Source organism: Agrobacterium sp. AGB01 (genome assembly GCF_014851585.1).
Classification (GTDB): Bacteria; Pseudomonadota; Alphaproteobacteria; order Rhizobiales; family Rhizobiaceae; genus Agrobacterium.
In genome coordinates this window covers 796124-820976 of the sequence record NZ_JACVAB010000001.1, presented here as the reverse complement: position 1 = coordinate 820976, position 24853 = coordinate 796124, and the positions used below count along the sequence as shown (strand labels likewise).

At 55.6% G+C, this 24853-nt stretch carries 25 protein-coding genes; 10 read left to right on the top strand and 15 right to left on the bottom strand.

Annotated features, from left to right (window positions below):
• Positions 1 to 49 precede the first annotated feature (49 nt).
• The gene (locus tag IB237_RS03850; RefSeq protein WP_192487262.1) at positions 50 to 2842 is read right to left on the bottom strand and encodes an EAL domain-containing protein; all 2793 of its coding nucleotides are present in this window, start codon (positions 2840 to 2842) and stop codon (positions 50 to 52) included.
• Between the two features lie 226 nt (positions 2843 to 3068).
• On the opposite strand from IB237_RS03850, the gene IB237_RS03845 reads away from it, so the two are divergent.
• Entirely contained in the window at positions 3069 to 3350 is a 282-nt protein-coding gene (locus tag IB237_RS03845) for a hypothetical protein (protein ID WP_192487261.1), read from the top strand.
• A gap of 101 nt (positions 3351 to 3451) precedes the next feature.
• Here the strand turns inward: IB237_RS03845 and IB237_RS03840 are convergent, their stop codons facing one another.
• The 3 genes from IB237_RS03840 to IB237_RS03830 form a co-directional block, all read right to left on the bottom strand.
• Positions 3452 to 4369 (bottom strand): cytochrome c, encoded by a 918-nt coding sequence (locus tag IB237_RS03840; protein ID WP_192487260.1) that lies wholly within the window; start codon positions 4367 to 4369, stop codon positions 3452 to 3454.
• A gap of 150 nt (positions 4370 to 4519) precedes the next feature.
• The gene (locus tag IB237_RS03835; protein WP_192487259.1) at positions 4520 to 4954 is read right to left on the bottom strand and encodes a cytochrome c; all 435 of its coding nucleotides are present in this window, start codon (positions 4952 to 4954) and stop codon (positions 4520 to 4522) included.
• A 131-nt stretch (positions 4955 to 5085) separates the two neighbouring features.
• Positions 5086 to 5724 (bottom strand): LysE family translocator, encoded by a 639-nt coding sequence (locus IB237_RS03830; protein ID WP_192487258.1) that lies wholly within the window; start codon positions 5722 to 5724, stop codon positions 5086 to 5088.
• A gap of 126 nt (positions 5725 to 5850) precedes the next feature.
• Here IB237_RS03830 and IB237_RS03825 point away from each other — a divergent pair, with 126 nt between their 5' ends.
• On the top strand, positions 5851 to 6555 hold the full coding sequence (locus IB237_RS03825; protein ID WP_192487257.1) for a YafY family protein: 705 nt from the start codon (positions 5851 to 5853) through the stop codon (positions 6553 to 6555).
• Positions 6556 to 6561: 6 nt separating this feature from the next.
• Here IB237_RS03825 and IB237_RS03820 read toward each other — a convergent pair whose 3' ends face one another.
• Positions 6562 to 7407, bottom strand: a complete 846-nt coding sequence (locus tag IB237_RS03820) for a metallophosphoesterase (protein WP_192487256.1) — start codon at positions 7405 to 7407, stop codon at positions 6562 to 6564.
• 107 nt (positions 7408 to 7514) lie between these two features.
• A complete protein-coding gene (locus tag IB237_RS03815) occupies positions 7515 to 8117 on the bottom strand; it encodes a superoxide dismutase (RefSeq protein ID WP_192487255.1) in 603 nt (200 codons plus the stop codon).
• 214 nt (positions 8118 to 8331) lie between these two features.
• Here IB237_RS03815 and IB237_RS03810 point away from each other — a divergent pair, with 214 nt between their 5' ends.
• Positions 8332 to 8664 carry a hypothetical protein gene (locus tag IB237_RS03810; protein ID WP_192487254.1) on the top strand — a complete coding sequence of 111 codons (333 nt, stop codon included), beginning with the start codon at positions 8332 to 8334 and terminating at the stop codon, positions 8662 to 8664.
• Between the two features lie 21 nt (positions 8665 to 8685).
• On the opposite strand, the gene IB237_RS03805 is transcribed toward IB237_RS03810, so the two are convergent.
• Positions 8686 to 9234 (bottom strand): GNAT family N-acetyltransferase, encoded by a 549-nt coding sequence (locus IB237_RS03805; protein ID WP_192487253.1) that lies wholly within the window; start codon positions 9232 to 9234, stop codon positions 8686 to 8688.
• A 73-nt stretch (positions 9235 to 9307) separates the two neighbouring features.
• Entirely contained in the window at positions 9308 to 10189 is an 882-nt protein-coding gene (locus IB237_RS03800; protein WP_192487252.1) for a branched-chain amino acid aminotransferase, read from the bottom strand.
• A 246-nt stretch (positions 10190 to 10435) separates the two neighbouring features.
• On the opposite strand from IB237_RS03800, the gene tam reads away from it, so the two are divergent.
• The gene (gene tam / locus IB237_RS03795; protein WP_192487251.1) at positions 10436 to 11206 is read left to right on the top strand and encodes a trans-aconitate 2-methyltransferase; all 771 of its coding nucleotides are present in this window, start codon (positions 10436 to 10438) and stop codon (positions 11204 to 11206) included.
• An 81-nt stretch (positions 11207 to 11287) separates the two neighbouring features.
• On the opposite strand, the gene IB237_RS03790 is transcribed toward tam, so the two are convergent.
• On the bottom strand, positions 11288 to 13765 hold the full coding sequence (locus IB237_RS03790; protein ID WP_192487250.1) for a membrane-bound PQQ-dependent dehydrogenase, glucose/quinate/shikimate family: 2478 nt from the start codon (positions 13763 to 13765) through the stop codon (positions 11288 to 11290).
• Here IB237_RS03790 and IB237_RS03785 point away from each other — a divergent pair.
• Positions 13764 to 13958: a hypothetical protein gene (locus IB237_RS03785; RefSeq protein WP_192487249.1), complete on the top strand. Its 195-nt coding sequence runs from the start codon at positions 13764 to 13766 to the stop codon at positions 13956 to 13958. The genes IB237_RS03790 and IB237_RS03785 overlap by 2 nt on opposite strands.
• Positions 13959 to 14145: 187 nt before the next feature.
• On the opposite strand, the gene IB237_RS03780 is transcribed toward IB237_RS03785, so the two are convergent.
• The gene (locus IB237_RS03780; RefSeq protein WP_192487248.1) at positions 14146 to 15348 is read right to left on the bottom strand and encodes an MFS transporter; all 1203 of its coding nucleotides are present in this window, start codon (positions 15346 to 15348) and stop codon (positions 14146 to 14148) included.
• Between the two features lie 103 nt (positions 15349 to 15451).
• Between IB237_RS03780 and IB237_RS03775 the strand changes: the two genes are divergently transcribed.
• Complete coding sequence (locus IB237_RS03775; RefSeq protein WP_192487247.1) at positions 15452 to 16345, top strand: LysR family transcriptional regulator; 894 nt, start codon at positions 15452 to 15454, stop codon at positions 16343 to 16345.
• A gap of 36 nt (positions 16346 to 16381) precedes the next feature.
• Here IB237_RS03775 and IB237_RS03770 read toward each other — a convergent pair whose 3' ends face one another.
• Positions 16382 to 17140 (bottom strand): SDR family oxidoreductase, encoded by a 759-nt coding sequence (locus IB237_RS03770; RefSeq protein WP_192487246.1) that lies wholly within the window; start codon positions 17138 to 17140, stop codon positions 16382 to 16384.
• A 104-nt stretch (positions 17141 to 17244) separates the two neighbouring features.
• Between IB237_RS03770 and IB237_RS03765 the strand changes: the two genes are divergently transcribed.
• Positions 17245 to 17661, top strand: coding sequence for a helix-turn-helix domain-containing protein (locus tag IB237_RS03765; RefSeq protein ID WP_192487245.1), 417 nt, complete (start codon positions 17245 to 17247; stop codon positions 17659 to 17661).
• 97 nt (positions 17662 to 17758) lie between these two features.
• Here IB237_RS03765 and IB237_RS03760 read toward each other — a convergent pair whose 3' ends face one another.
• Complete coding sequence (locus IB237_RS03760) at positions 17759 to 18154, bottom strand: DUF2780 domain-containing protein (protein ID WP_192487244.1); 396 nt, start codon at positions 18152 to 18154, stop codon at positions 17759 to 17761.
• Positions 18155 to 18388: 234 nt separating this feature from the next.
• On the opposite strand from IB237_RS03760, the gene IB237_RS03755 reads away from it, so the two are divergent.
• The gene (locus IB237_RS03755; RefSeq protein WP_192487243.1) at positions 18389 to 19960 is read left to right on the top strand and encodes a helicase HerA-like C-terminal domain-containing protein; all 1572 of its coding nucleotides are present in this window, start codon (positions 18389 to 18391) and stop codon (positions 19958 to 19960) included.
• A 64-nt stretch (positions 19961 to 20024) separates the two neighbouring features.
• Here the strand turns inward: IB237_RS03755 and IB237_RS03750 are convergent, their stop codons facing one another.
• The gene (locus IB237_RS03750) at positions 20025 to 20378 is read right to left on the bottom strand and encodes an Atu4866 domain-containing protein (RefSeq protein WP_192487242.1); all 354 of its coding nucleotides are present in this window, start codon (positions 20376 to 20378) and stop codon (positions 20025 to 20027) included.
• A gap of 18 nt (positions 20379 to 20396) precedes the next feature.
• Complete coding sequence (locus IB237_RS03745) at positions 20397 to 21119, bottom strand: SDR family oxidoreductase (protein ID WP_192487241.1); 723 nt, start codon at positions 21117 to 21119, stop codon at positions 20397 to 20399.
• A gap of 123 nt (positions 21120 to 21242) precedes the next feature.
• On the opposite strand from IB237_RS03745, the gene IB237_RS03740 reads away from it, so the two are divergent.
• Both IB237_RS03740 and IB237_RS03735 read left to right on the top strand, forming a co-directional pair.
• Positions 21243 to 22139, top strand: coding sequence for a LysR family transcriptional regulator (locus IB237_RS03740; RefSeq protein ID WP_192487240.1), 897 nt, complete (start codon positions 21243 to 21245; stop codon positions 22137 to 22139).
• 342 nt (positions 22140 to 22481) lie between these two features.
• A complete protein-coding gene (locus IB237_RS03735; protein ID WP_192487239.1) occupies positions 22482 to 23996 on the top strand; it encodes an ABC-F family ATP-binding cassette domain-containing protein in 1515 nt (504 codons plus the stop codon).
• A 62-nt stretch (positions 23997 to 24058) separates the two neighbouring features.
• Here the strand turns inward: IB237_RS03735 and IB237_RS03730 are convergent, their stop codons facing one another.
• Positions 24059 to 24835, bottom strand: coding sequence for a VOC family protein (locus tag IB237_RS03730; protein ID WP_192487238.1), 777 nt, complete (start codon positions 24833 to 24835; stop codon positions 24059 to 24061).
• Positions 24836 to 24853 lie beyond the last annotated feature (18 nt).

Sequence of the window (24853 nt, the reverse complement as noted above, 5' to 3'; positions counted from 1 at the left end):
TTTGGCCTGCCCGTTTCTCACGAGACGGGCAGTCGTTTTTGGTATCAACTCACACAGCTTTGCCGATACCAAAAAGAAGAGGCGTGGAAGCAGACAGCTGTTCGCGTGTTGCGGGGCGACCGAACAGAAAGCCTTGAACCTCGTCGCATCCTTCCGACAAAAGCACCTGCAACTGTTCGCGTGTCTCGACACCTTCAGCCAGCACCGCCACATCGAGGCTTTTGCCGAGTGCAACAATTGCCCGGACGAAAGCCTTGGACTGTCGGCTTTCCAGCTCATGTACGAAGCTCTTGTCGAGCTTGATCTTATCGAACGGGAAGGACCGCAGTGTTTCAAGCGACGAATAACCAGTGCCGAAGTCATCAATCGCAATCGTTACGCCCATCGCCTTGATCTGGCGCAGGATATGCAGTGCACGCGCCTTGTCGCCAATGATGGCGCTTTCGGTGACTTCAAGCTCAAGACGCGCAGCAGGCAGGCCGGTGTCCAGCAGAATCTCGCGGACCTTCTCGACCAATATAACATTGTTCAACTGCAATGGGGACAGATTGACCGCAATCTTATGCGGGATGTCCCAATCTGCGGCCTCACGGCAGGCTTGTTGCAGCACCCATTCGCCAATCGCCGAGATCGCACCACATTCTTCTGCAATCGGAATGAAATCGACTGGTGAAACGAGACCTCTCTCTGGATGCAACCAACGTAGCAGCACCTCGTAGCCGGTGACCTCATCGGTCTTCACCGAACGCTGTACTTGGTAGGTCAAGTAGAACTGCTTCTGTTCAAGCGCAATCCAGATATCACGGCCCATGGCCCGCCGTTCTCTGGCCGCTTCGTCCATCGCCGCTTCATAGAAGCTGATCTTCTGTTCGATGCTGGCCTTGGAACGGTACATTGCCATATCGGCATTGCTGAGCAACTTTTCCCGATCAGTAGCATCCTGCGGATAAATCGCCACGCCAAGGCTGGCACCTGGCACAATCTCGGTGTGGGACAGTTCTATTTTGGTGGTCAGCAAGCGATTCATGCGACGGATGAATTCATCCAATTCTGTCTGATCGTTGAAGCTTTTTATGGCAACAAATTCGTCGCCGCCCAAGCGGCCAACCGTTTCGCCAGTTAGCAGTCGTTCGCCCAGGCGCTTTGCCAATGTCACCAGAACGCTGTCACCTGCGGCGTGGCCGAGCGTATCGTTGACCTCTTTGAAATTATCGAGATCGACTGCGATAACGGCGACCTTTGAAGTCAGTGTATCGGCGTCTCGAATAGCGGCATCCAGCATTTCGACAAATTGGCGGCGGTTTGGCAGGCCGGTCAAGACGTCATGGCGAGCAAGATGGGCAATGCGTTTTTCAGATTTAACCCGTTCGGTAATATCCTCGACGGTTGTCACCCATGCGCCTTGCACGGCCGGGCGATGAATGACACGCACAGTGCGTTCGTTCTGGATCGTGCGAATGGTTTCGCCACCTTCCGGCGCGCGGATCAGGTCGATATGGCCGTGATAAAAGTCAGAGGCGTCGATCTTGCTGCCCGAATCATGGCCATAGGGTAGTTCGCAGATTTCCCGGAAGGTCTTGCCCACCAGAGCCGCGTCATCGGGAATACCAACGATTTCATTGAGGCGTGTATTCTGCAGAACCAGCCGTTCGTCCTTGTCGAACAACATGATGCCATTGGCCATGTTGTCCAAAGCAAGCGCCAGATTGTCGGAAGCCTCCTGAATGCGGTTGGCGGCACGTTTCTGCTCGGTGCAATCCCGCGTGATCTTGGCATACCCGGCCAAGGTGCCGTCTTCAGCGTAGATTGCATCAATTACCACAGCCGCCCAGAAGGACGAACCGTCCTTGCGGTAACGCAATCCTTCAGATTCAAACTTGCCTTTCGTCCGGGCTGTCTCAAGCGCCTTTTCAGGAAGTCCTGCGGCCCTGTCTTCCTGTGAATAGAATTGTGAGAAATGCTGGCCGACAATTTCATCTGCCGTGTAACCCTTGGCGCGCTCGGCACCGACGTTCCAGTTGCTGACCCGTCCCTCAGTATCCAGCATATAGATTGCGTAGTCGGTAACACCCTGCACGAGGCGTCGGAAATTGGTTTCACCAGCTACCGTTGCAATTTCTGCCCGCATGGCAAACATTGCTGCCGTCAGCCCGGCAAACAGGAAGGACAGTGTCACGCAGGTGATGATGAGAACCATCACGCCCGCAGAGATGACGTTGCTGGCTGGCGCGGAGTAATCCGGCACGACAGTGATTGCACCCATGGCGGTGAAGTGCATGCCAACGATTGCCAGCGTCAAAAGTGCGGCAGGCAGGATGACAGGTGAACCGCTGGTCTTTTCAGCGCGACGTACCGCGAATGCTGGCACAGATAGCACAACGGCCAAAATGGAAGCCGCAATGACCAGGGAACGATCCCAGACAATGGTGCCAGGCAGTTCAATTGCCGTCATTCCGATGAAGTGCATGCTGGTGACGCCGATGCCGAACAATACACCTGCAGCAACAGTACCGTGCCGACCGGTATCGTAGGTCGCGCAGGCCGCAGCCGCCACCGTCGTTCCGATGGCAACCGCCAGCGAAATCAGCGTTCCATTAATTTCATAACCGAACACAAAACCGGGATCATAGGCAAGCATTGCCACGAAATGGGTGGTCCAGATGCCAAACCCGCTTGCCCCGCCGGTCGCAGCAATCCAGATCACACGAGGTAAGCCAGTGCTTTTTACAGCGCGCCGCAGCAGCAACATCGCTACCGTCGCGGAAAGAAGGCACAATATTCCCGCAAGCACTACCAGTCGCATATCGTGCTCATACACCAAGCACGTCAGTATCGAATTCATTTCATACCCCGAATATGCAGAGACGTCACATGCCTGAAATAAGCAATGGTAGCGCCCGTCTAGGCCGGGCATTACTGAAGGCAACAGCTTACGAGATGATTAAATCCGCAGGGTTCTCAAAGGCGTGGTTAACGAAGTCGATCCATCTTCAACGCTGCATTATCAACCACTAAGGGCTTGCACGTTAAGAGCGTTTTTTGTGATTTTTAGTTGTTGAGGAAAACAAATGCACCAGTGGATAGTGGTCGTACTCGTAGTGAGCATGGTGTGTGGTTACACAACATATTTCTACGCCCGCAAGATCGCCAGAGAAGATGGGCTGGACGACCAGAAGCCACCATGGTTCGGCGGATGGAGGAATGTTTCGAAGATCAATACCATCCTGAAACAACGCGCACAGAAAGGCGACCGATTGGCCGCGCGAATACGAATGCTGCATATCGTGAGCAACGCGTCCATACCGCTTTTCATCATCGGCATGGCTGTTCGAAATGTCTGGATGCGCTGACATTACCTTCCGCCAGCCGACGATGGCAGCCGCTTAGAACCGACTGTTGACGACGGTGCTTTTGCCACACCATTCGTCCACATCAGTTTTCAGACAGGATATTACCGTGCCGGGATGGCCTTGAGGTAGGCGGCAATCGCATCACGGTCTTCGGCTGGCAGGCGCGCCATGTTTTGCTGCACCTTCACCATTGAGCCGCCAACACTGTCGAACTCTGGCGTGAAGCCGGTTTCCAGATAGCTTGCAATATCCGCATCAGCCCAGTTTTCCATATCGCTGGAACCAGGGGTGATATTGGGAATGCTGCCCTCGCCTTCCGGATTGGGGCCACCGGCCAGCCACTTGTCTTTGAGGAAACCACCCAACAGGTTGCGGGGTGTATGACATTCACCACAATGGCCCGGCCCTTCGACCAGATACTGGCCGCGCACCAGTGCGGCATCGGCATTTGCCAGCTGGACGCGTGGCGCACCTTCGTCAAAATACAGGAACTTCCAGCCACCGAGAGCCAGGCGGATGTTGAACGGGAATGGCAAGTCATGGTTCGGCGCGACGTGATCGCTGGCAGGCAATGTCTTGATATAGGCAAACAGATCGCTGATATCCTTGGCGGGCATTCGCGCATAGGAAGCATACGGGAAGGACGGATAGAGGTGCTCACCATTGCGGCCGGTGCCACGGGTCATGGCATCGCCAAATTCTGCAAGGGTCCACTCACCAATACCGGCCTTTGAATCCGGCGAGATATTTGGCGCATAGAATGTGCCGAACGGGCTATGCAGCGGCGCGCCGCCAGAGAGTTGTAACAGGGTATCCCCCGTAGCATCAGGCGCTGCATGACAGCTTGCGCAACCACCGGCCCAGAACAGGTTTTCGCCATTGACGAGATCTGGAGTTCCGGCATTGGCCCAATGGCTTGGCGCCTGCCTGTCCGGCGCCGTAACGACGAAGAAAATGCCTGCACCTGCAACAGCAGCCAGAGCCGCGGCGGCACCAAGCTTTACAAGCTTCGAAGCCATATCATTCTCCCGAAATGCACAGTCTGAAAAACAGTCTGAAAAATGCCGGTCTGCGCGTACCCCCAGCGATCGGGATGACAGACCATGGATATCGTCAGCAGAATGTGCGGCTCATGCTGAACAGCCGCACATTCTCAGCAGGCTTAAAGCTTAACGCTTCAAGCGGTAGGTCTGGTGGCAGACACCACAATCAGCGCCGAGCGACTGCATGGCGGTTGCAACGCCAGCCTGATCGGCAGGCAGCTGCGCCAGAACGGCATCAGCGTCTGCGCCGAGCTTTTCGGACTTGGCCTTGAAGTCATCGAAATTCTGCCAGATGGCTGGAGACGCCGCACTTCCGGTCTCCGTACCCGCCGGGAACTGATCAGGGAATGCCTTGGCATTTGTGCTGATGGTCGTGACAGCAGCCTTCACCGCTTCAGCATCGTAAGGCTTCTGGCCCTTGGCGATGGCATTCAGCGCGCCCATTGCGCCACCGATTTGCTTCATCATGCCTTCGCGCTTTTCAATTTCGCCAGCAGCGGAAACCGCTCCGGCGCAAAGACAGCCGAACAACATGGCAGCCGCAATGGTCTTCAATTTCATATGCTTCTCTCCTTGATACCGGCCAAAGGGACGATTCAACATTTAGGGACGCCCAAACATGCCCCGTTTGACGTTTCTAGAGAAGTCACAATAAGGTGAGGTTTGGTGATTTTCGCTGCTAAAACAGTCATCTAAGAGACTTTTGTCAATTCCGCCCACAGGGTTAGCGCCGATACAACAACCAGCACCAGACCCGCGGCACGTCCGACAAAAACCGTTGCTGCAGGTGATGAAACCAGAAACCTGCGACTTTTATCCGCCGTCAGCGCCAATGCGCCATAGACGCTGAACTGGGTCGCAGCCACCATGGCCCCCATGATCAACCCTTGTGTCCACACCGGGCCATAGGCGGGTTTCAGAAACTGCGGATAAACCGCCAGCATGAACAGATAGGCCTTGGGGTTGGCAAGGCAGGTCAGGATGCCGCGCCGGAAGGCACGCCATGCCGATTTGCTAGACGATGCCTCATCGCCCTGCACGGTGATTGAACTGCGCATCAGGCTGATGCCGATCCAGATCATGTAACCAGCGCCCAGCACCAGTAGCGGTGTGAACAGGCTAGGCATCCAGGCAGCCAGTAGCCCGACACCGGCCGCACCATACAGCGAGTGGACGACACCACCGGCCACGATACCGAGAATAGCGAAAAAGCCGGTGCGTTTTCCGCCGGTCAAAGAGCTTGCAAGCACAAACAGCATGTCCATGCCCGGCACAATGATGATGCCAAACAAAAGCAGGAAAAACAGCCAAAGGTTTTCGCTATAGGCCATGTCAGTATGTCCCCTCATTATTTGCTGCGAACTGCGCGCTATCCCAAGGTTTTCAACCAATTTCTATTGTCTATAATCTCCTGCTACTGACAGCGTTCTGTCAGTAGCCTTCGCTCGGGGACAGAAATGCGCAAAGCATCACGGCTTTTCGAAATCATCCAGATATTGCGGGTGGCACGCCAGCCGGTGACCGCACAGCAGATTGCCGACACGCTGGAGGTGACGCCTCGGTCGGTTTACCGCGACATTGCCGCCTTGCAGGCCATGCGTGTGCCAGTCGAAGGGGAACGTGGTGTGGGTTACATCATGCGGCCCGGTTTCAACCTGCCACCGCTGATGTTTTCGATCGAGGAAACGGAAGCCATCGTGCTAGCTCTAGCGCTTGTCAGCAGAACCGGTGACACGGAGTTACGCCAGGCAGCCAAGCGGGTCAGCGACAAGATTGCCTCATCGGTCCCCGAACCGCTCTCCCGCATTCTGTCCACCACTGCACTACATGCCTGGGGCATTATTGCCAATTCGCCTGACGGCGTGGACCTGTCGATGATCCGACGCGCCGTTCGCAACGAGGAAAAGCTTGATATCGCCTATCAGGATGAAGCCGGTTCGCTGACCGAACGGCGGATACGGCCAATCGCGGTGATCTATTATTCCGAAACCGCCAATATCGTCGCCTGGTGCGAGTTGCGGCAGGCGATCCGCAACTTCCGTGCGGACCGTGTGAAAACCTGCGTCGAAACACAGGACTTCTTCAAACATCAAGGTGAGGCTTTGCGCCAGCTATGGATGGCCAACTGGCAATATAGTCAAACGCCAAAGACCAATGTTTGAGAGCTATCAAAGCGCCAGGGTGCGGCTGTCTTCACGACCGAAACCGCGAATCTCGATACGGTCAACATAGACATCGGCAATGGCAAAGGTGTTTTCGTCAGGCGTATCCACCATGCCCTTGAAATTGAGAAAATGCTTGCCGTCTATTTCGCCATAATTACCGACATGGTTATGGCCACAGAACCATGCCACAAAACAATCATGGTCGGCCAACAACGACAGAATGCGCGGCGTATCCCACAGGTTATGGGCGTTATCTGGAAAGACAGGATAGTGGCAGAAGATCACGACCTTCTGATTGAGGCGTGCTGCGTCTTCCAGCGTGTTTTCCAGCCAGCCAAACTGCTCATCACTCAATGAACCATTCCAGGTCTGCGCATTGATGGCGCCAACCGCCTGCAGAGTTTCCAGCCGCGTAGCCGCGATCTCGCGCCTCGGGTCATGTCTTTCCGGTGCAAACAGGCTGACGTCGGATCCATCAAGAACAATGAAACGCACACCCTGCTCGGCAAAATCATGCCAGGGCGATGGCATGCCCAGTCGCTGATAGACGTCTGGCAATTTCTCAACATCGACGGCAAAGTCGTGATTGCCCGGCAACAGAACGGAACGGTGCCGCAGCTTGTCGTAACAGGCAAGAATTGCATCGAAGCTGTTCCAGTCACGATCGACCAGATCACCCAGCGTCACGACGAAGGCCAGATCCTCGCCATTCATCGTTTCAATCGCCGCATCGAGCTTGCGTGGGCTATTGGCGTAATAGCGCCCCATATCAGGCTTCGGTTCGATGTCGGCATATTGGGGGTCGGCGATGATGCCGAAGGAAAATAGCGGTGCAGCAAGATGTGTCATGGCGGCGGCTTTATGCCCTGCACATGACAGCGATATGACATCGCAGCCACATAGCAAAACACCCGGCACAAAGGCCGGGTGTCTCGTAAAATCGCAGGTTGAAAACCTTACTTGGAAGCGGCTTCGAAGCGCTCCAGAACGTAGTCCCAGTTGATGAGGTTATCAACGAAGGCTTCGAGGTACTTTGGACGCAGGTTGCGGTAGTCGATGTAATAGGAGTGTTCCCAAACGTCGACACCGAGGATCGGCTCTGCACCGTGAACCAGCGGGTTTTCGCCGTTCGGGGTCTTGGAGATTTCGAGCTTGCCGTTCTTGACCGACAGCCATGCCCAGCCAGAGCCGAACTGTGTGGTACCGGCAGCGATGAAGTCTGCCTTGAACTTGTCAAAACCGCCGAGGTCGGAGTTGATTGCAGCTTCCAGCTTGCCAGGCAGCTTGTTGCCGCCGCCGTCCTTCTTCATCCACTTCCAGAAATGAACGTGGTTGTAGTGCTGGGCAGCATTGTTGAACAGGCCAGCATTGGTGCCGAAAGACTTCTTGACGACTTCTTCCAACGACAGGTCAGCAAGGCCAGCTTCAGCAGCAAGCTTGTTGCCGTTGTCTACGTATGCCTTGTGGTGCTTGTCGTGGTGGAATTCGAGCGTTTCGCGCGACATGTATGGTGCGAGAGCGTCGTAGTCGTATGGAAGTTCGGGAAGTTCGAAGGCCATGGTGGTACTCCTTGTTGCAGCGGTGACCCGCTCCTTGAAACCTTGTGCGCGGAACATAGGAGCGGAACTCAATTGAGGCAACCTGCGAAATATCAAAATGTTCCGGCAAAAGAGAAAATTCCACTACCAACATCAGAAATTCACAATCGCATTCGATGGTTGCGTACCGATTCAAGAACTTCGGTTCGGCATTACTGACAAGGAAAGCGACAAGATGAGGAAAACCCTCTGCACTGCAATTCTGACAAGCCTGATTTCACTCCCTGCTGCCGCCTCATCGGATGAAGCATGGCAGGAGTTTACTGCCGACGTCCAAGCGAAATGCCTTGCCGCCACGGAAGGCATGATCGAGAACGCCAAGATCGTGGTCGATCCGTTTGGTAGCGAAAGCTACGGCCTTGCGATCGTCAGTGGCAAAGCCAAGGGGGCCGACGCGACAATCAACCATATCTGCGTTTATGACAAGCAGGCAAAGACCGTGGAAATCGGCGGTGAAATGACGACAGACACCGTCAAGATCGATATTCCCGATCAGGTCAAGCCATAAGGCGAGATATCCCCAATCATATCAGGGCTGGAAGCGCGGCGTCGTATCTGCTTCACCAAGCGGGCGTTGCATCAGCACAGTATCAAGCCACTGGCCATGCTTCCAGCCGATTGACTTCAATGTGCCAACCATTTCAAAACCTGCCGCGCGATGCACGCCGACCGAAGCGGCATTGGCGGAATCACCGATCACCGCCACCATTTGCCGAAAGCCCTTGGCCGTCGCGTCGACAATCAGCGCATCCAGCAATTTTCGGCCAATGCCCATGCCTTTGGCATCGGGGCTGACATAGACCGAATCCTCGACCGTTGCGCCATAGGCCGGGCGCGCACGGTAGGCACCGGCATAGGCGTAACCAGCGATACGGCCTTCGACCTCTGCCACCAGATAAGAAAACCCACCAGAGACCAAAGCGTCGCGGCGCTTGAGCATTTCATCAGCAGAGGGCGGGTCGATTTCGAAGCTCGCCTTGCCGTGCAGGACAGCATCACGGTAAATTTCGGTTATCGCTGGGATATCGTCTGTATGGCTCTGACGAATAATGATGTTAAGCGAAGATTTTTCGGCCATTTGCCGTCATCCGGAATATGTGTGGCAGGATAAAAAAACGGCCGGGGAACCCGGCCGTTTGGTCGATCTATAATTAGGCGTCAGTGCCTGACTTGGCCCATTCAAGATAAAGCTCCAATGCCTTGCGGGCGACCGGACCAGCCTGCAATTCCTTCTCGTCCAGCTTGGTGACCGGAGAAACCTTGGAATAGTTGCCGGAGCAGAAAATCTCATCGGCGTTCTTGAAGTCTTCAACCGAAAGCGTCGCTTCGCGAACCTCGAAACCCGCCTGACGAAGCAGGCCCATAACGCGCGAGCGAGTGATGCCAGCAAGGAAGGTGCGGTTTGGAACCGGGGTCAGGACAACGCCATCCTTTACCATGAAGATGTTTGAGGCTGCCGTTTCAGCAACATTACCGTTCATATCGCGCATCAGGGCATTGTCGAAACCACGCGAACGCGCCTCAATGATCGCACGGCCGCTATTCGGATAAAGGCTGCCTGCCTTGGCGTCGGTCATGGCTGTTTCCGGCGAAGGGCGACGCAGCGGAGAAACGGTGAGCGTCAGCGACTTGCCCGCATCCATCGGTGCTTCAAACAGGCAAAGAGCAAAACGGGTGGAGGCACCATCCGGTGCAACAACGCTGCCAACTGAGCCATGTTCAGCCCAATACATCGGCTTGATGTAGATGGCGGTCTTGCCATCAAACTTCTTGACGCCTTCGAGTGCCAGCGCCTCGATTTCCTCAGGGGTTTTGGTCGGGATCATGCCCATGTTGGTGGCCGAGCGATTGACGCGCAGGCAGTGCAGATCCAGATCCGGCGCAAGACCGTCAAACCAGCGAGCTCCATCAAACACTGTCGAAGCCAGCCACATGGCATGCGAGGTGGGGCCAATCAACGGCGGATTGCCGGGCAGCCATTCACCGTCAACATAGGTCCAGGTGTTTGATTTCGGTGAAGTATCGACGGCCATTCTCAAAGTCTCCTATAGATAAGTGGCCGGAGTGAATGCCTCGACCTGCACCAGGTCAAGATAATTTTTCCGCAAAAACACAAAACGACGCAAAACAATATTCACCTGCGGTATCTGAGCAAGAATCTTCCATCGAACCAACAACTTGATAAATGGACGTATAACGATAAATGATGGAGCGGGTAAAAACTGTGTAATTGAAACGGGACACCTGAGCGAAGGTGTCAGCATGGGAGACTCACAGATATGGCATGGTCCGCCGCACAATACCTCCGGTTTGAAGATGAAAGAACACGCCCTGCCCGCGATCTGCTGGCGCAGGTTCCGCTGGAAACGGTAATGGCGGGTTATGATCTCGGCTGCGGTCCCGGCAATTCCACAGAGCTGCTGACTAACCGCTACGGTTTGAATGTGATCACCGGCGTGGACAGCGACGACGACATGCTGGAAAAGGCCAGAGATCGCCTGCCGAATACCGAGTTTCGCAAAGCCGATCTTTCCACATGGCAACCCGATACCCCGGCCGACCTTTTATATGCCAATGCGGTTTTCCAGTGGATACCGGACCATCTCAGCGTTCTGGAAAAGCTAATGGATCATCTGAAACCGGGCGGCGTGCTGGCGGTCCAGATGCCGGACAATCTGTCTGAACCGACCCATGTCTCGATGGGAGAAACCGCGTCTGTCGGACCTTGGGCCCCGGCCTTTGCCGAGGGATCGTTGCGTCGTAAACCACTGCCCTCCCCAACCGCCTATCTCGACCGGCTTGGTCCGAAATCTGCACGGGTCGATGTCTGGCACACGATCTATAATCACCCGATGACGGATGCCAGCGCGATCGTCGAATGGGTGAAAGGTACTGGACTGCGCCCCTATCTGAATGCCGCCGGTGCTGAACATCAGGACGCGTTTCTTGAGGATTATACGGCGCGCATCGCCAAGGCCTACGCGCCGATGGCGGACGGCCGTGTCCTGCTGCGCTTCCCGCGACTTTTCGTCGTTGCTGTCAAGAAGTGATCCGGCCGGCCGAGTAGTCAACTCAGAGCAAAACAGACGAAGACCCCGCCCATATGCATGGGCGGGGTCTTTCTTTTTCCATCAGTTCAGCCGATAGGCAATAACACTGTCACCCAGCGTCGTGCCGATTGAGCCATGACCACCGGCGGCAATGACGACATATTGTTTGCCATCTTCCCCGCGATAGGTGACGGGCGTTGCCTGCCCACCGGCCGGCAGACGGGCCTGCCACAGTTTTTCGCCTGACTTCATGTCGTAAGCTCGAAGATAGTTGTCGAGCGTGGCAGCGGTGAAGGACACACCGCCTGCCGTGGTCAAGGTGCCACCATGGGCGAGGATGCCCATCGGCAGCGGGATCGGCCATGAATATCCCAATATCTTCTGGTCCTGCACCGTGCCGTTGCGGCGTTTCCATGCGGTCTTTCCCGTTGTCAGGTCAACGCCAACCATTTCACCCCATGGCGGTGTATTGCATGGCAGGCCAATGCCGGACCGGAAGTTGAGGATGCTGATGCCAAATGGCCCACCAAGATTTTCATTGCCGGGGTTGGTGCCCTCCTTGGTGAAGAGACGGGCATTCAGATCATCCGGGTTGCGTGGATAGGCCTGATATAGATAGGGCAGATATTGCGGTGTACCGATCAGCCATTTGTTGACCGGATCAACCGCGATCGACCCCCAGTTGAACACACCGATATTGCCCGGCCAGACAAGCGACGGTTTGCCTATACCCGGAGGTGTAAAAGGATTTCCATCATATCGCGCCTGCTTGAATGCCAGACGGCACATCGCCTGGTCGATCGGTGAGACACCCCACATATCGACTTCACGCAGCGGTGCCGGCGTGAAGTTCAGCGACGAGATCGGCTGCACCGGTGACGGTTTTTCATTGGGCACATCGGTTTCCGTGCTGACCTTCTGTTCACTGACCGGCAAGATAGGCGTGCCGTCCTGACGGTTGAGAACCCACAAGTTGCCGCCCTTGGTTGGCATGATCACCGCCGGTACATTCTTGCCGTCCTTTGGAAGGTCGAGAAGTGTCGGTTGAGACGGATTATCGCGGTCCCAAAGATCGTGATAGGAGGTCTGGAATTTCCAGCGCAGTTTGCCGGTTTCGATATCGAGTGCTGCCAGCGCATCAACAAATTGCGTGTCCTCTTCAGTGCGGTTCATACCGAACTGATCAGGAGACTTGTTGCCGAAAGGCACATAGACAAGACCCAGGGCTTCATCGGCACTGAAGGTTGTCCATGCGGTGGGAGAGTTGGCCTCATAGGTTTCACCGGCCGCCAGAGGCGCTGTTTCGTCCGGTTTTCCGGCATCGAATTTCCAGACGATTTTGCCCGTGCGCACATCATAGGCGCGGATCACGCCCGAGGTGTTGTCCTCGTAATAATTGTCGGACACCGAACCGCCGATGATGATGAGATTTTTCGTCACCAGAGGCGCTGATGTCTGCATGTAAGAGGATTCATGCAACATCGGCATTTGCGCCAGAAGATTGACATAACCATTTTCGCCAAACTCGGTGCAAAGTGCACCGGTATCGGCATTCAGCGCATAAAGGCGACCATCAACCGTGGTGGAGATGATACGCCGTGGGCAGGTCAATGTAGCCGGAACTGGCGCAACCACTTGCGGTGTTTGGTTTTGAGCCTGCGTTTGTGGCTGTGTCTGTGTCGTGCCTTCGGTTGCCGGAGCAGCGGGTGCTACAGGAATTGATGTGGAAGCAGATGCTGCAGGGGCGGCGACAAAATCGCTGCTGTCATTATAGGACACACCACGGCATGTCTGGTGTTGGAAGAATGTGCTGGGTTTCAGCTCAGGGTCAAACTTCCATTTCACCTCGCCCGTTTCCGGGACCAGTGCCTCGACAATGTTGTGTGGCGTGCAGAGATACAGCAGTCCGTTGACCTTCAAAGGTGCCACCTCGAAGGTAAACTCCTTGCTGTCATTGGCAGTTTTCAAATCGCCGGTATGGTGTTCCCAGGCAACGGTCAGCCCCTTGACAGTATCGACGTTGATATCACTGAGGGAGGAATAACGTTGGCCGAAATTGTTGCCGCCATAGGCAATCCAATCATCTGCCGGGTAAGCCGGCGTGCCAGTCGCAGCGGGCTCGGCCTGGGCGGTTTGCGGTTGAAGTTCGCCATCAATCAGCCGCGGGTCGACAAACCATGACACGACACCCAATACAGCGATAACAAAAACTGTCATGCGCAACAAAGCAACGCTTTTGCCTTTGGTTTTAAGGCCGTAGGGCACCGGTGGCAGGCTGAGCAATAATCCCAGGAAGGTCAGCAATGCACCGCGCGGTATCCATTGCCACTTGTCGAAACCCACTTCCCAGATGGTCCACACGAAGGTGGCGATCAGAAGCAGTGCATAGAGAAAATAGCCAGATTGTCTCCGACGAATGAGCTGGATGGCCGCCAGCAACAAACCAATGCCTATAACCACATAGAAGACGCTTCCGCCAGCCATTGCGAGTTGAACGCCGGGATACAATATCGCCAGAGCCAGTATGGCTGCAACAACCCCAATAATGAGAACAAACATGTGTTCTCCTTTCGCAGATCTGAAAAAATCACCGGTGCCGGAAAGGCTTTTCGACACCAGCATCAGCAGAGGTGAAGCGCGCTCTATTCTCAGGGTGGCTTCAGTGGATGAGCCCATCTTGCCGGGCGTCATTCTTCAAAGACCACAATCCGGTGTCGTTGCTGAACGACATTTCATCCACCGGTTGCGATAATGTTTTTGAGATGTTTCAATTTGAAAGGGAATACTAATTAACGAGCTTCTGATGCACTCACACAGAATGCTCCGGACACCTCATGTCAGGTTGCACCTTTGCCCCTAACGCAGTGTCGCTTGAAATGTTCCTCCCGCATATGGAAAGGACGGCCGAAGCCGTCCTTTCACTGCATATCGGGCCTATCTTACCGCGCCAATGCGGTGCGGGTTCGATGGTCGAACACCCGAACAACTACAGCAGCAATGGCAAGCACCGCGCCCAGAACACTGACGGCAGTCCATCCATCATAACCCCAGGCGGCGGTTGCGAGAGCAGAACCGCTAGCACCTCCCAAAAACATACTGGTCATGAAGATGGTGTTGATGCGACTACGGGCTTCCTGATCCAGCGCATAGATGATGTGCTGGTTGGACACGAGGGCACTCTGCACCCCAAAGTCAAGGATGATGACGCCAATGACGAGTGCAGCCAGCGACGCCCATGCCCCGAAGACAATCCACGAGACAAGCGCAAGAACCGCGCCTGACCATACCACGAAGTGTGGTCCACGACTGTCAGCGATACGGCCTGCCAGCGGTGCTGCGAAGATGCCGACAGCGCCCACCACACCGAACAGACCAGCGACATCTGCGCCCAGATGGAAGTCAGGACCTTGCAGGTAAAGCGCAAGGATGGTCCAGAATGCCGAGAAGGAGCCAAACAGCGCCGCCTGCACCAATGCAGCGATACGCAAATCCGGTTCACGCTTCCAGATGTGCACCAAGGACACCAACGCCTTACGATAAGGCATGCGCGACGATGGCTTGTGGTTTGGAAGGGCAACGAACATCAATGCGGCGGCAAAAAGTGCCATCGGCACGCCGATCCAGAACATTTCCCGCCAGCCGGCATGCTGCCCGACAAAACCGGACAGGGTGCGGCTTAACAGAATGCCTGACAGGAGACCGGCCATAACGGTACCGATGGTGGCGCCACGTTTTTCCGGTGCTGCCAGCGAGGCTGCAAAGGGCACGATCTGCTGAGCGACCGCGGACCCGACGCCAACGGCAAATGAGGCGATGACCAAGATCCATGCGGTTGGTGCAACAGCTGTTGCCGCCAGCGCGACAGACAGGGCCATGAATTGCCCGATGATGAGATATCGGCGGTTTACGATGTCCCCGAGCGGCAGAAGCAGCAACAGGCCGAATGCAAATCCGAGCTGTGTGGCGGTCGGTACAAAGCTGGTGATCGCATCATGCGGGAAACCTGCCTTCATGATGCCGAGCATCGGCTGGCTGTAATAGATATTCGCGGCGGCAATGCCGCTAGCTACCGCCATTGCCAGCAAGCTCCACTTGCTCAAGCCGGCATTAGCCTGCGGTGCATTGGTTTTCGTCGTGTTCATGTTTCACGCCTTTCTGGCCGAAGAGTTGGCGCAGATATACAATTTAATCAAAATAAGATTTAGTGACCTATGCAGTTCAACCCGTATAACGGAAATTGATACAATGAATATTCAAGACGTGTTGGTTTTTACCACGGCTGTTTCTGCTGGTAGCCTGTCCGAGGCGGCAAGACGGCTTGGTATGCCGTCCATGACGGCCACACGTCGCCTGGCTGCACTGGAGGCAACGGTTGGGGTGCGCCTGATGCACCGCACGACCCGCTCGCTTTCGCTAACAGCGGAGGGCGAGACATTTCTACCTTACGCGCAGGCACTGGTGGAAAATACCGAAGAAGCACTCGCCCAGTTTAATTCCGGCACACAAAAGGCCAGCGGCTTGCTGCGCGTGTCGGTTCCTGTGGCTTTTGGCATCCAATTTGTGGCACCTCTCGTACCACAATTGCTAGAGGCCCATCCCTCGTTGCGCATTTCCCTCGACCTCAGCGATGCCCTGCCCGATCTGGTGTCCAGCGGTATGGACCTCGCCATTCGTATTGCCAGGTTAAAGGACAGCAATCTGATTGCCCGCAAGTTGGCAGACAATCCGCGTGTTCTTGTGGCGTCGCCCGACTACCTCAGAAAATACGGCACGCCGCGCACGCTCGAAGAACTGCAACAGCATAACTGCCTGCCGATTGCCAACATCCAGCAGTGGAACTTTGTCGCCGATGGACATGAACGACATATGCGGCTGAACCCGCGCTTTTCCGCGACCAGCATCGAGGGATGCCATGCGGTCAGTATTGCCGGTGGCGGCATTGCCCTGCTTGCCAACTGGAATGTCGAGAAGGACTTGCAGTCCGGGCGACTGGTTGAGGTCAAGCTTGAGGATGTCGCGCCTCAGACAATCGCTATCTGGGCGGTTTATCCCACCCGCAAGCTGCTGCCAGCCAAGGTCAGCGTGTTCATATCAGCGCTGCAGGAGGTTCTGGATAAAAGCACATCCGGCAACGGATGATGGTTGCCGGATGTTGTCTGTTTGGACCGCGCCTGTTTATGCGTGGATGGAATTGACCATCTGGAAGACCTTGTCGAAAGCACCGTTTTCAACGGAAAAGCGCAGCGGCTTGCAGCGCTCGACTACCACTTCCTTTTCATCCGGGCGGTTTGTCAGGATATCCATGACTTCCGTGATGAAGGCTTCCAGGGGCATGGCGCGTTCGTCGGTTGCCTGATGTTCACCCTGCAGGGTGGTCTGCACGTAAGGTGGGACAATCTCGATAACCTCGACCGGCGTTGCCTTCAACTGCTCGCGCAGCGTCAACGAGTAGGCATGAATGGCCGACTTGGTTGCGCTGTAGGTCGGGGTTGCAACCATCGGCACAAAGGCAAGACCTGACGATACAGTCAACACTGTCGCATTCTTCTGTTTCAGGAAATGCGGCAGCAATGCCGCCGTCAGGCGAATGGGTGCCAGAAGATTGGTGGCAATGGTTTCTTCCGCGATGGCGAGATAATCAGGCGCTGACGGAATGGCTTCGTTTTTCATGATACCGGCATTATTGATGACCGCATTCAATGCGGGATAGGCCGCAACCACTTTGTCGGCGAATGCGCTGATATCAGCAGCATCGGTTGCGTCCATCACAAAGGATGCCATGCCGGGATTTGCCTTGGTGACCTCGTCCAGCACGTTGGCGCGTCTACCGCTTATGATGACCTGATTGCCGAGGGCATGAAATGCTTCGGCCAGTGCACGACCAATGCCGGAGCTGCCGCCGGTGATGAGAATGGTGTTACCTGTGGTTTTCATGGCGATGCCCTTTCCTTGTTGTCTAGACAAAGATTAGCTATCATCCTCTCTAATCGAAAGAAGGCACCCAAAAGATTTATACTTACCAAAAGGAGAGTGTCTGTATGAAAAGGCATTCCGTCGATCCGATCATCGAAAAACGCCTGCATGATGAGATACCTGATAATGTCGACCCAGTGATTGAAGCGCTGGTGCAGGACATCATCGCCAAGGTGGCGGACAAATGGACGATGCTTATTCTGGAGGTTCTGGAAGAACACGGAACCGTGCGGTTTACACAACTGGGCAAGTTGGTGGGCGGCATCAGCCAGAAGATGCTGACCAAGACATTTCGGCAGATGGAGAGTGACGGGCTGGTGAAACGCACCGTGCATCCGGTTATTCCACCGCATGTCGACTATAGCCTGACCAATCTTGGCCGCAGTCTGGGTGGTGCATTTTGCGGAGTATGGATCTGGGCGGAGACCCATCACGCCGAAATTGAAAAGGCGCGGCGCAATTTTGCAGCGGCGGCAGGCTGAGCCCTGCCCTGTCCCTTGACCTGCCTCCATAAAAAAGGGTGCATCTGCGTTTGAATAGCAGATGCACCCTTTGAAACTTCAGGCGATCAATTGCTGATCAGGTGAACTGGCTGAGGCCTGGAACTGAGGCGATAACCTGATCGACAACTTCATCACCAGCGTGCTGGCGGGCAACTGCAATGGTTTCCTTTGCAAGAGCGGTAATCTCGCCCATGCCAAGGCCCTGGCTCATTAGCTGCTGGCCAAGACCCATGATGCCGCCGCCACCGATGGCGCTCATCAAGCCACCCAGCAGACCGCCGCCGCCACCGGCGCCTTCACCGTTAAAGCGTGCAACCAGCTCGGTCGCACCGGGAATGGCTTCGATCATGCGGGCAATGGCGCCGTCATCGGCTTCGCGCTGTAGAAAACCCAGCATCATGCCAACGGCCTTTTCAGCCACTTCCGGGCTGACACCGACCTTGTCGGCCACCTGCGTTACGAGTTGGTTCATATCGTCACCTCCTGATTATTTTGACGTTAACGTCAAGGTAAAACAAATATCTTGCCGACTCAAGCCACTGAGGCAAACTATGCAGCGTTTAGCATGGCGCACAGCAACTTGTTGTTGGACATTGCTTGCAGCCTTACAAGAACATTGCAATAGATTGATAAACAACGAAGGGTGCCTCGTGTTTTTACGAGTGTACCGGCTTACAGTCAGACGCCTAACAGGAGAGATGCCCACATGTTGCAGGATGGAAAACTCTACATCGGCACAAGCCGCAATCCGGACGACACTCTCAACAAGGGCGAATATCTGGATCTAAAATTTGGCAACAGGCACGGCCTGATAACCGGTGCGACCGGCACCGGTAAAACCGTGACTTTGCAGGTTCTGGCAGAAAGCTTTTCCAATGCCGGCGTGCCAGTATTCTGCGCCGATATCAAAGGCGACCTCTCCGGCATTGCCGCGATTGGCGAGGCAAAAGATTGGGTCAGCAAACGCGCCGAACAGATCGGTTTTTCTGATTTCACCTTCCAGGAATTCCCGGTCATTTTCTGGGATCTCTATGGTGAAAAAGGCCACCGGGTGCGCGCAACTATCGCCGAAATGGGACCACTTTTGCTGGCCCGATTGATGGATGCCTCCGAGGCTCAGGAAGGCGTGCTTAACATTGCCTTCAAGATTGCAGACAAGGGTGGCCTACCGCTTCTCGACCTGAAAGATCTGCAATCGTTGCTCAACTACATGGCGGAAAATGCCTCCGAGCTTTCGGGACAGTTTGGCCTGATTTCCAAGTCATCGGTCGGTTCGTTGCAGCGTGGTCTGCTGGTGCTGGAGCAACAGGGTGCTGAACATTTCTTCGGTGAGCCAGCCCTGAAAATCAGCGACATCATGCGTGTTACCAATGATGGACGTGGCGCTGTTTCTGTTCTGTCGGCTGAAAAGCTGATGATGAACCCTCGCCTCTACGGCACCTTCCTGTTGTGGCTGCTGTCGGAACTGTTTGAAGAACTGCCTGAAGTGGGTGATCCGGACAAACCAAAACTGGTGTTCTTCTTTGACGAAGCGCACCTGCTGTTCAACGACGCACCAAAGGTCCTGATCGAGCGCGTGGAACAGGTTGTGCGCCTGATCCGCTCCAAGGGCGTTGGCGTCTACTTCGTGACCCAAAACCCGCTCGATGTGCCAGAGACAGTATTGGCGCAGCTTGGTAACCGTGTGCAGCATGCCTTGCGCGCCTATACCCCACGCGAACAGAAGGCGGTCAAGACCGCTGCCGACACCTTCCGCCAAAACCCAGCCTTCAACACGGCTGAGGTCATCACCACGCTCGGCACCGGTGAAGCGCTGGTTTCCACCCTGCAGGAGAAGGGTGCCCCTTCAATCGTGGAACGCACGCTTATTCGCCCCCCCTCTGGTCGCGCCGGTCCCTTGACCGATGCGGAACGCAAAAGCGTGATGAATGTCAGCCCGGTTGCCGGACAGTACGACACCGACCTCGACCGTGAATCCGCGTTTGAAATTCTGACTGCCCGCGCTCAAAAAGCAGCTGAGGCCGAAGCCGCCAAGCGTGCCGCCGAAGAGCAGGCCGCGCAGCCGGACAGCGCTGCCGGACGCTGGACGCTGCCGGGATTTGGCGACGCACCGAAAGAAGCCTCAACAACCGGTTCGCGCGGTTCTGCGCCACGCCGTACCAATGGTTACCAGCGCGAGACGGTGATTGAAGCTGCAATGAAAAGTGCCGCCCGTTCGGTCGCGACATCGGTCGGTCGGGCGATTGTGCGTGGCATTCTCGGAAGCCTGAAGCGATAGAATTATGCCACCGCCCGGCCAGAGAGGCACGGGCGGTGGCATCTATTGACGTTCTGGCGACGGCTTATTTCTCGCGGTAAAAAATCATGCCGCCATGATAGAGCACATCGTCAACAAACTTGCCGTCCGCAGTAAAGCCGGTGTCATCCCAATAATCGATATGATTTCCGGTGACTTCGTAACGCCCCTGATAGGCGCTTTTGCGTTGGCCGCGCGCTTCATCGTAGCGCCCGTTTGCCAACAGTTCCTGACGGATCTGACCGTCGCCCGTCACCCACATGCCAATGTAAGGATGTGTAACCGCTTGCGATGTCTGCTCGGTGTTTTCTGTTTTCATCATGGAGTTCGCTCTGGACGGGCTGGCATCTGCAGCGACAGATGCGAGCGCCATCGCAATTGATGTTGAAACCATTTTCATTTGCTGGATCTCCCCGCGTCACGCAGCCGTCGGGCGCACGACGATTTCATTAACGTCAACGCCATCAGGTTGTTCGATGGCAAACCGCACGGCGCGGCCAATGGCATCTGGCTTCAACGCAATAGCGCGGTAGGTTTTCATGAGTTCGGCGGCTGCCGGATCGGTGATGGTGTCGGCCAGTTCGCTTTCCACCACGCCGGGATGGATGCAGGTCACCCTGATATCCTTGTGTTCCTGACGCAGACCATCGGAGATGGCGCGTACCGCAAATTTGGTCGCACAATAGACCGCTGCCGTCGGAGACACTGCAAGTGCACCGATCGAGGCGATATTGATAATCTGACCGGACTTACGGGTGATCATTTCCGGCAGGACAGCTGCAACACCGTAGAGCACACCCTTGATGTTGACGTCGATCATGCGGTCCCACTCGGCAACCTTCAGCGACGACATCAGCGATAAGGGCATGATACCGGCATTATTAACGATAACGTCGACCTGTCCGAAAGCCTTACGACCAGCCTCGACGAAGTCTGCGACGCTTTCCCGGTGTGTCACATTCAACGGATGGGCGACCACATCCGCACCAGCCAGACGTAACTCGTCTGCCAATGCCTCCAAGCGATCCATGCGACGGGCGCCCAAAACCAGCTTGGCGCCAGCGGCAGCAAGTTCGCGTGCAATGCCTGCACCGATACCACTGGATGCGCCTGTAATAAGAACGACTTTGTTCATTACCATGTTTCATCTCCTTGGTTTGCCAGCTCGACCTTTCCGGCCTCTGCTGTTGCAAGGAAGATAATTCACAGGCATTGTCGTGATAACCGCCTCAATCATGAACTCAGTAGGTAGATTTTCTAACCAATGAATATCGATCTCAATGCACTGTCAGCTTTTTGCCTGGTCGCCGAGGAGCGTAATTTTCGCGCCGCAGCCGACCGTCTTGGTGTCACGCGCTCGGCGGTCAGCCAGACCATTCGCAAGCTGGAGGAAACGATGGGCATTGCGCTCGTCCAGCGCACGACACGCAGCGTCAGCCTGACCGAAGCAGGGCAACAGCTTTATGCCGACGTGTCACCATCAATCGCCAATCTCGTACAGGCCACCCTCACCACATCGTCGTTCAGCGGTGCGGTGCGCGGGCAATTGCGGCTGGCCGTGTCGTCGATTGCCGAACGCTTTCTGTCCGGGCCACTGCTGGCCAGTTTTGCCGAGACCTATCCAGAAGTTCAGCTGGATATTGTCGTCACCGATGAGGAGTTCGACATTGTTGCCGAACAATATGATGCGGGCGTTCGTCTGGGTGAGTTGATTGCCCAGGACATGATCGCGGTGCCTGTTTCGGTCGAGCAGCGTCAGCTTGCGGTCTGCGCACCAGTTTACAGAGATCACCATGGCCTACCCTCCCACCCTGCAGAGCTGATCGACCACAGATGCATCGGTTGGCGTGCCCGCCCCGGCGCTGCCCCCTATCGATGGGAGTTTGCGGAAAACGACCGTGAATTTGCCGTGGCGGTGGAACCGGAATTTACCACCAATGATATGCAACTGATGATCAAGCTGGCCTGTGCCGGTGCCGGCATTACCTTCGGTATGGAAGAGACATTTCGCCCATACATCGAACGTGGGCAATTGGTGTCGTTACTGGATGGTTATTGCCCGAGCTTTGCGGGGTTTTATCTCTATTATCCAAACCGCCGTAACCTGGCGCCCAAACTTCGGGCCTTCATTGACCACGTCCGGCTGCCACGGCGCAGTTGACCGCCAAGTGACCAATGTCGGCTGATTGTTTCAGAAAACAGCTTGTGTTATGAATTGGCATCTGAAACCGGTTTTGAAAGGAGGCTTCGCATGGACATTTCATGCTTCTGGCGTTTTTGCCAGATCACGCACCTTTCTGCCCTGCAAATGCGTTTGCGGGGCTGACCGGACACATATCACTCTGGTTTGCCTACCGTAGCGGTTAGACGCAGCACGACCTTTTGCGTTGTGCCTGCATGTTTTTGATCGCCGGATTTTGCTGTCGTGTTGCCCAAGGCACCGTCAGCATGTTCTCATGGGTAATTCCCCATGGGTTCCGGCTTGGCAGACCCGAGAATTTCAATGACTTTGATCAATATTCGTGACCTTGGCGTCACACTCACCGCGCCCCTTTTTACACACCTCAACCTGAGCATTTCGGCCGGTGACCGCATCGGCCTTGTTGCCGCCAATGGGCGCGGTAAATCGACCCTGTTGCGGGCAATGGCAGGCGAAATCGACACAACTGAAGGCCAGCTTACTTCGGCGCGCGGCGTGACCATCGGCCATGTTACCCAGCATGTAACACCGGCACTGGCGAAGCTTTCATTTCACGACATGGTCTCCGGTGGCCTGCCTGACGAGCAGGCGACCATGGAAAGCTGGCGTGTCGACATGCTGCTGGACATGCTCGAAGTACCAGCTGAGATGAGGGGCCGGTCGCTTTTTGAATTGAGTGGCGGCTGGCAACGGCAGGCCCTTCTGGCCAGGGTCTGGATACGCGAGCCCGACGTGTTGCTGCTGGACGAACCGACCAATCACCTCGATCTGGAACGAATAGCTGTCCTCGAGAACTGGCTAGCCGGACTGCCCCGAGAAACGGCAATCGTCATTGCCAGCCACGACCGGGCGTTTCTGGACGCAACAACTCGCAGCACCCTGTTCCTGCGGCCGGAACGTTCGCAATCCTTCGCCCTGCCCTACAGCAAGGCACGTATTGCACTTGATGAAGTGGATGCCTCGGAAGAACGCCTCTACCAGCGCAACATCAAGGTGGCGCAGCAACTGCGCCAGCAGGCCGCCAAGCTGAAGAATATCGGCATCAATTCCGGCAGCGACCTGCTTGTCGTCAAGACAAAACAACTGAAGGAGCGCGCAGAAAAGCTGGAGGATGCTTCACGTCCTGCTCACCGCGAACAGTCGAGCGGCAACATTGCATTGGCCAGCCGCAGTACACACGCCAAGGTGTTGCTTAGCCTTGAGGACGCCGACGTGACGACACCGGACGGAACGCTGTTGTTCAGGACCGGTAAACAATACATTCGCCAGGGCGACCGCATTGTCCTGCTGGGCCGCAATGGTGTTGGAAAATCCTGCCTGATACGGATGTTGAAGGCCGCGATTGAACAGCCGTCGGCTACCGGCAGTATCCGCGCAACATCGTCGCTTGTGCTTGGCTACGCTGATCAAGCGCTGAATGTGTTGTCACCGGAGGAAACGCCACTTGTCGCGATAACCCGGCGTTTTGATATCTCCGACCAGCAGGCTCACACCCTGCTGGCAGGGGCTGGCATCAGCATCATCATGCAACAGCGCGCCACCAGCCTGTTGTCAGGCGGGCAAAAGGCACGGCTCAGCATGCTGGTGCTGCGGTTGATGGCACCCAATTTCTACTTGCTGGATGAACCAACCAACCATCTCGACATCGAGGGCCAAGAAACCCTTGGCGAAGAGCTGACCGGCAAGACCACCAGTTGCGTTCTGGTATCCCATGACCGCAGCTTTATCAGGGATGTTGCCAACCGCTTCTGGCTAATCGAAAAACGCAAACTGATTGAGGTCGATGCCCCCGAAGATTTCTTTGCGTCCTTCGGATAAAAAATGTCCCCTTTGCCTGGTCCGGGCAAAGGGGGCATATCTGACACGCGCGAGCACTACGTTTACTTGCGTGGTGCGACCAGCGAGAAATAGGCCCCGTGTGGGTCAAGGCAATTGACGATCCAGCTGCCGCCGGGCACTTCCATGGGATCGTTTATCACCTGGCCGCCGCCGGTGCTGACGCGTGTAATGGCCTCATCGATGGCGTCGACATTGAAGTAGTAACCCCAGTGACAGACGGGAACCTGCGGCAAGCGTTTCATCATGCCGCCAATGGCTTTATCCTTATAGGCAAAAATGCGGTATGGCCCCATTTCACCCATGTCCAAATCATGGTCCTTCGTCCAACCAAAGACGCTGTGATAAAATGCACTCGCCCGTTCGACATCGTCGGTGAAAAGCTCGCTCCAGCCGACATGGCCGGGTGCATCCGGAGCTGCTTCCGGCGGCTGGTTATCCATAGGCAGAGGTGTCATGATGCACAGAACCGCCCCGTCAGGATCTTTGACCACGGCGAACCTGCCGACTTCCGGAATGTCTTCCGCAGGGCGCATGATGCTTCCGCCTTCGGCGTCGATCTTGCGCACAGTCTCATCTACATTGTCGACAGCGACATAACCGGTCCAGTTCGGTGGTATGCCACTTTTGGCAAACTCGTCGGTCAGCTCCATCATGCCGCCGACACCCCGACCATTGGTCTCGAAAATGGTGTAGGGCATGGCGGCATTTTCGAATGGCGCCGCCGTCCATCCAACGACAAAACCGTAAAACCGTGCTGCAGCTTCGGTATCGGGCGTCATCAGTTCATACCAGATGAACTTGCCATGCGTATCAGACATTGCACTCTCCCATTGGTC

Excerpts from the sequence above, each read along its gene's own strand:
- IB237_RS03850 (WP_192487262.1), bottom strand. The coding sequence starts at position 2,842 with ATGAATTCGATACTGACGTGCTTGGTGTATGAGCACGATATGCGACTG.
- IB237_RS03845 (WP_192487261.1), top strand. The coding sequence starts at position 3,069 with ATGCACCAGTGGATAGTGGTCGTACTCGTAGTGAGCATGGTGTGTGGT.
- IB237_RS03840 (WP_192487260.1), bottom strand. The coding sequence starts at position 4,369 with ATGGCTTCGAAGCTTGTAAAGCTTGGTGCCGCCGCGGCTCTGGCTGCT.
- IB237_RS03835 (WP_192487259.1), bottom strand. The coding sequence starts at position 4,954 with ATGAAATTGAAGACCATTGCGGCTGCCATGTTGTTCGGCTGTCTTTGC.
- IB237_RS03830 (WP_192487258.1), bottom strand. The coding sequence starts at position 5,724 with ATGGCCTATAGCGAAAACCTTTGGCTGTTTTTCCTGCTTTTGTTTGGC.
- IB237_RS03825 (WP_192487257.1), top strand. The coding sequence starts at position 5,851 with ATGCGCAAAGCATCACGGCTTTTCGAAATCATCCAGATATTGCGGGTG.
- IB237_RS03820 (WP_192487256.1), bottom strand. The coding sequence starts at position 7,407 with ATGACACATCTTGCTGCACCGCTATTTTCCTTCGGCATCATCGCCGAC.
- IB237_RS03815 (WP_192487255.1), bottom strand. The coding sequence starts at position 8,117 with ATGGCCTTCGAACTTCCCGAACTTCCATACGACTACGACGCTCTCGCA.
- IB237_RS03810 (WP_192487254.1), top strand. The coding sequence starts at position 8,332 with ATGAGGAAAACCCTCTGCACTGCAATTCTGACAAGCCTGATTTCACTC.
- IB237_RS03805 (WP_192487253.1), bottom strand. The coding sequence starts at position 9,234 with ATGGCCGAAAAATCTTCGCTTAACATCATTATTCGTCAGAGCCATACA.
- IB237_RS03800 (WP_192487252.1), bottom strand. The coding sequence starts at position 10,189 with ATGGCCGTCGATACTTCACCGAAATCAAACACCTGGACCTATGTTGAC.
- tam (WP_192487251.1), top strand. The coding sequence starts at position 10,436 with ATGGCATGGTCCGCCGCACAATACCTCCGGTTTGAAGATGAAAGAACA.
- IB237_RS03785 (WP_192487249.1), top strand. The coding sequence starts at position 13,764 with ATGTGTTCTCCTTTCGCAGATCTGAAAAAATCACCGGTGCCGGAAAGG.
- IB237_RS03790 (WP_192487250.1), bottom strand. The coding sequence starts at position 13,765 with ATGTTTGTTCTCATTATTGGGGTTGTTGCAGCCATACTGGCTCTGGCG.
- IB237_RS03780 (WP_192487248.1), bottom strand. The coding sequence starts at position 15,348 with ATGAACACGACGAAAACCAATGCACCGCAGGCTAATGCCGGCTTGAGC.
- IB237_RS03775 (WP_192487247.1), top strand. The coding sequence starts at position 15,452 with ATGAATATTCAAGACGTGTTGGTTTTTACCACGGCTGTTTCTGCTGGT.
- IB237_RS03770 (WP_192487246.1), bottom strand. The coding sequence starts at position 17,140 with ATGAAAACCACAGGTAACACCATTCTCATCACCGGCGGCAGCTCCGGC.
- IB237_RS03765 (WP_192487245.1), top strand. The coding sequence starts at position 17,245 with ATGAAAAGGCATTCCGTCGATCCGATCATCGAAAAACGCCTGCATGAT.
- IB237_RS03760 (WP_192487244.1), bottom strand. The coding sequence starts at position 18,154 with ATGAACCAACTCGTAACGCAGGTGGCCGACAAGGTCGGTGTCAGCCCG.
- IB237_RS03755 (WP_192487243.1), top strand. The coding sequence starts at position 18,389 with ATGTTGCAGGATGGAAAACTCTACATCGGCACAAGCCGCAATCCGGAC.
- IB237_RS03750 (WP_192487242.1), bottom strand. The coding sequence starts at position 20,378 with ATGAAAATGGTTTCAACATCAATTGCGATGGCGCTCGCATCTGTCGCT.
- IB237_RS03745 (WP_192487241.1), bottom strand. The coding sequence starts at position 21,119 with ATGGTAATGAACAAAGTCGTTCTTATTACAGGCGCATCCAGTGGTATC.
- IB237_RS03740 (WP_192487240.1), top strand. The coding sequence starts at position 21,243 with ATGAATATCGATCTCAATGCACTGTCAGCTTTTTGCCTGGTCGCCGAG.
- IB237_RS03735 (WP_192487239.1), top strand. The coding sequence starts at position 22,482 with ATGACTTTGATCAATATTCGTGACCTTGGCGTCACACTCACCGCGCCC.
- IB237_RS03730 (WP_192487238.1), bottom strand. The coding sequence starts at position 24,835 with ATGTCTGATACGCATGGCAAGTTCATCTGGTATGAACTGATGACGCCC.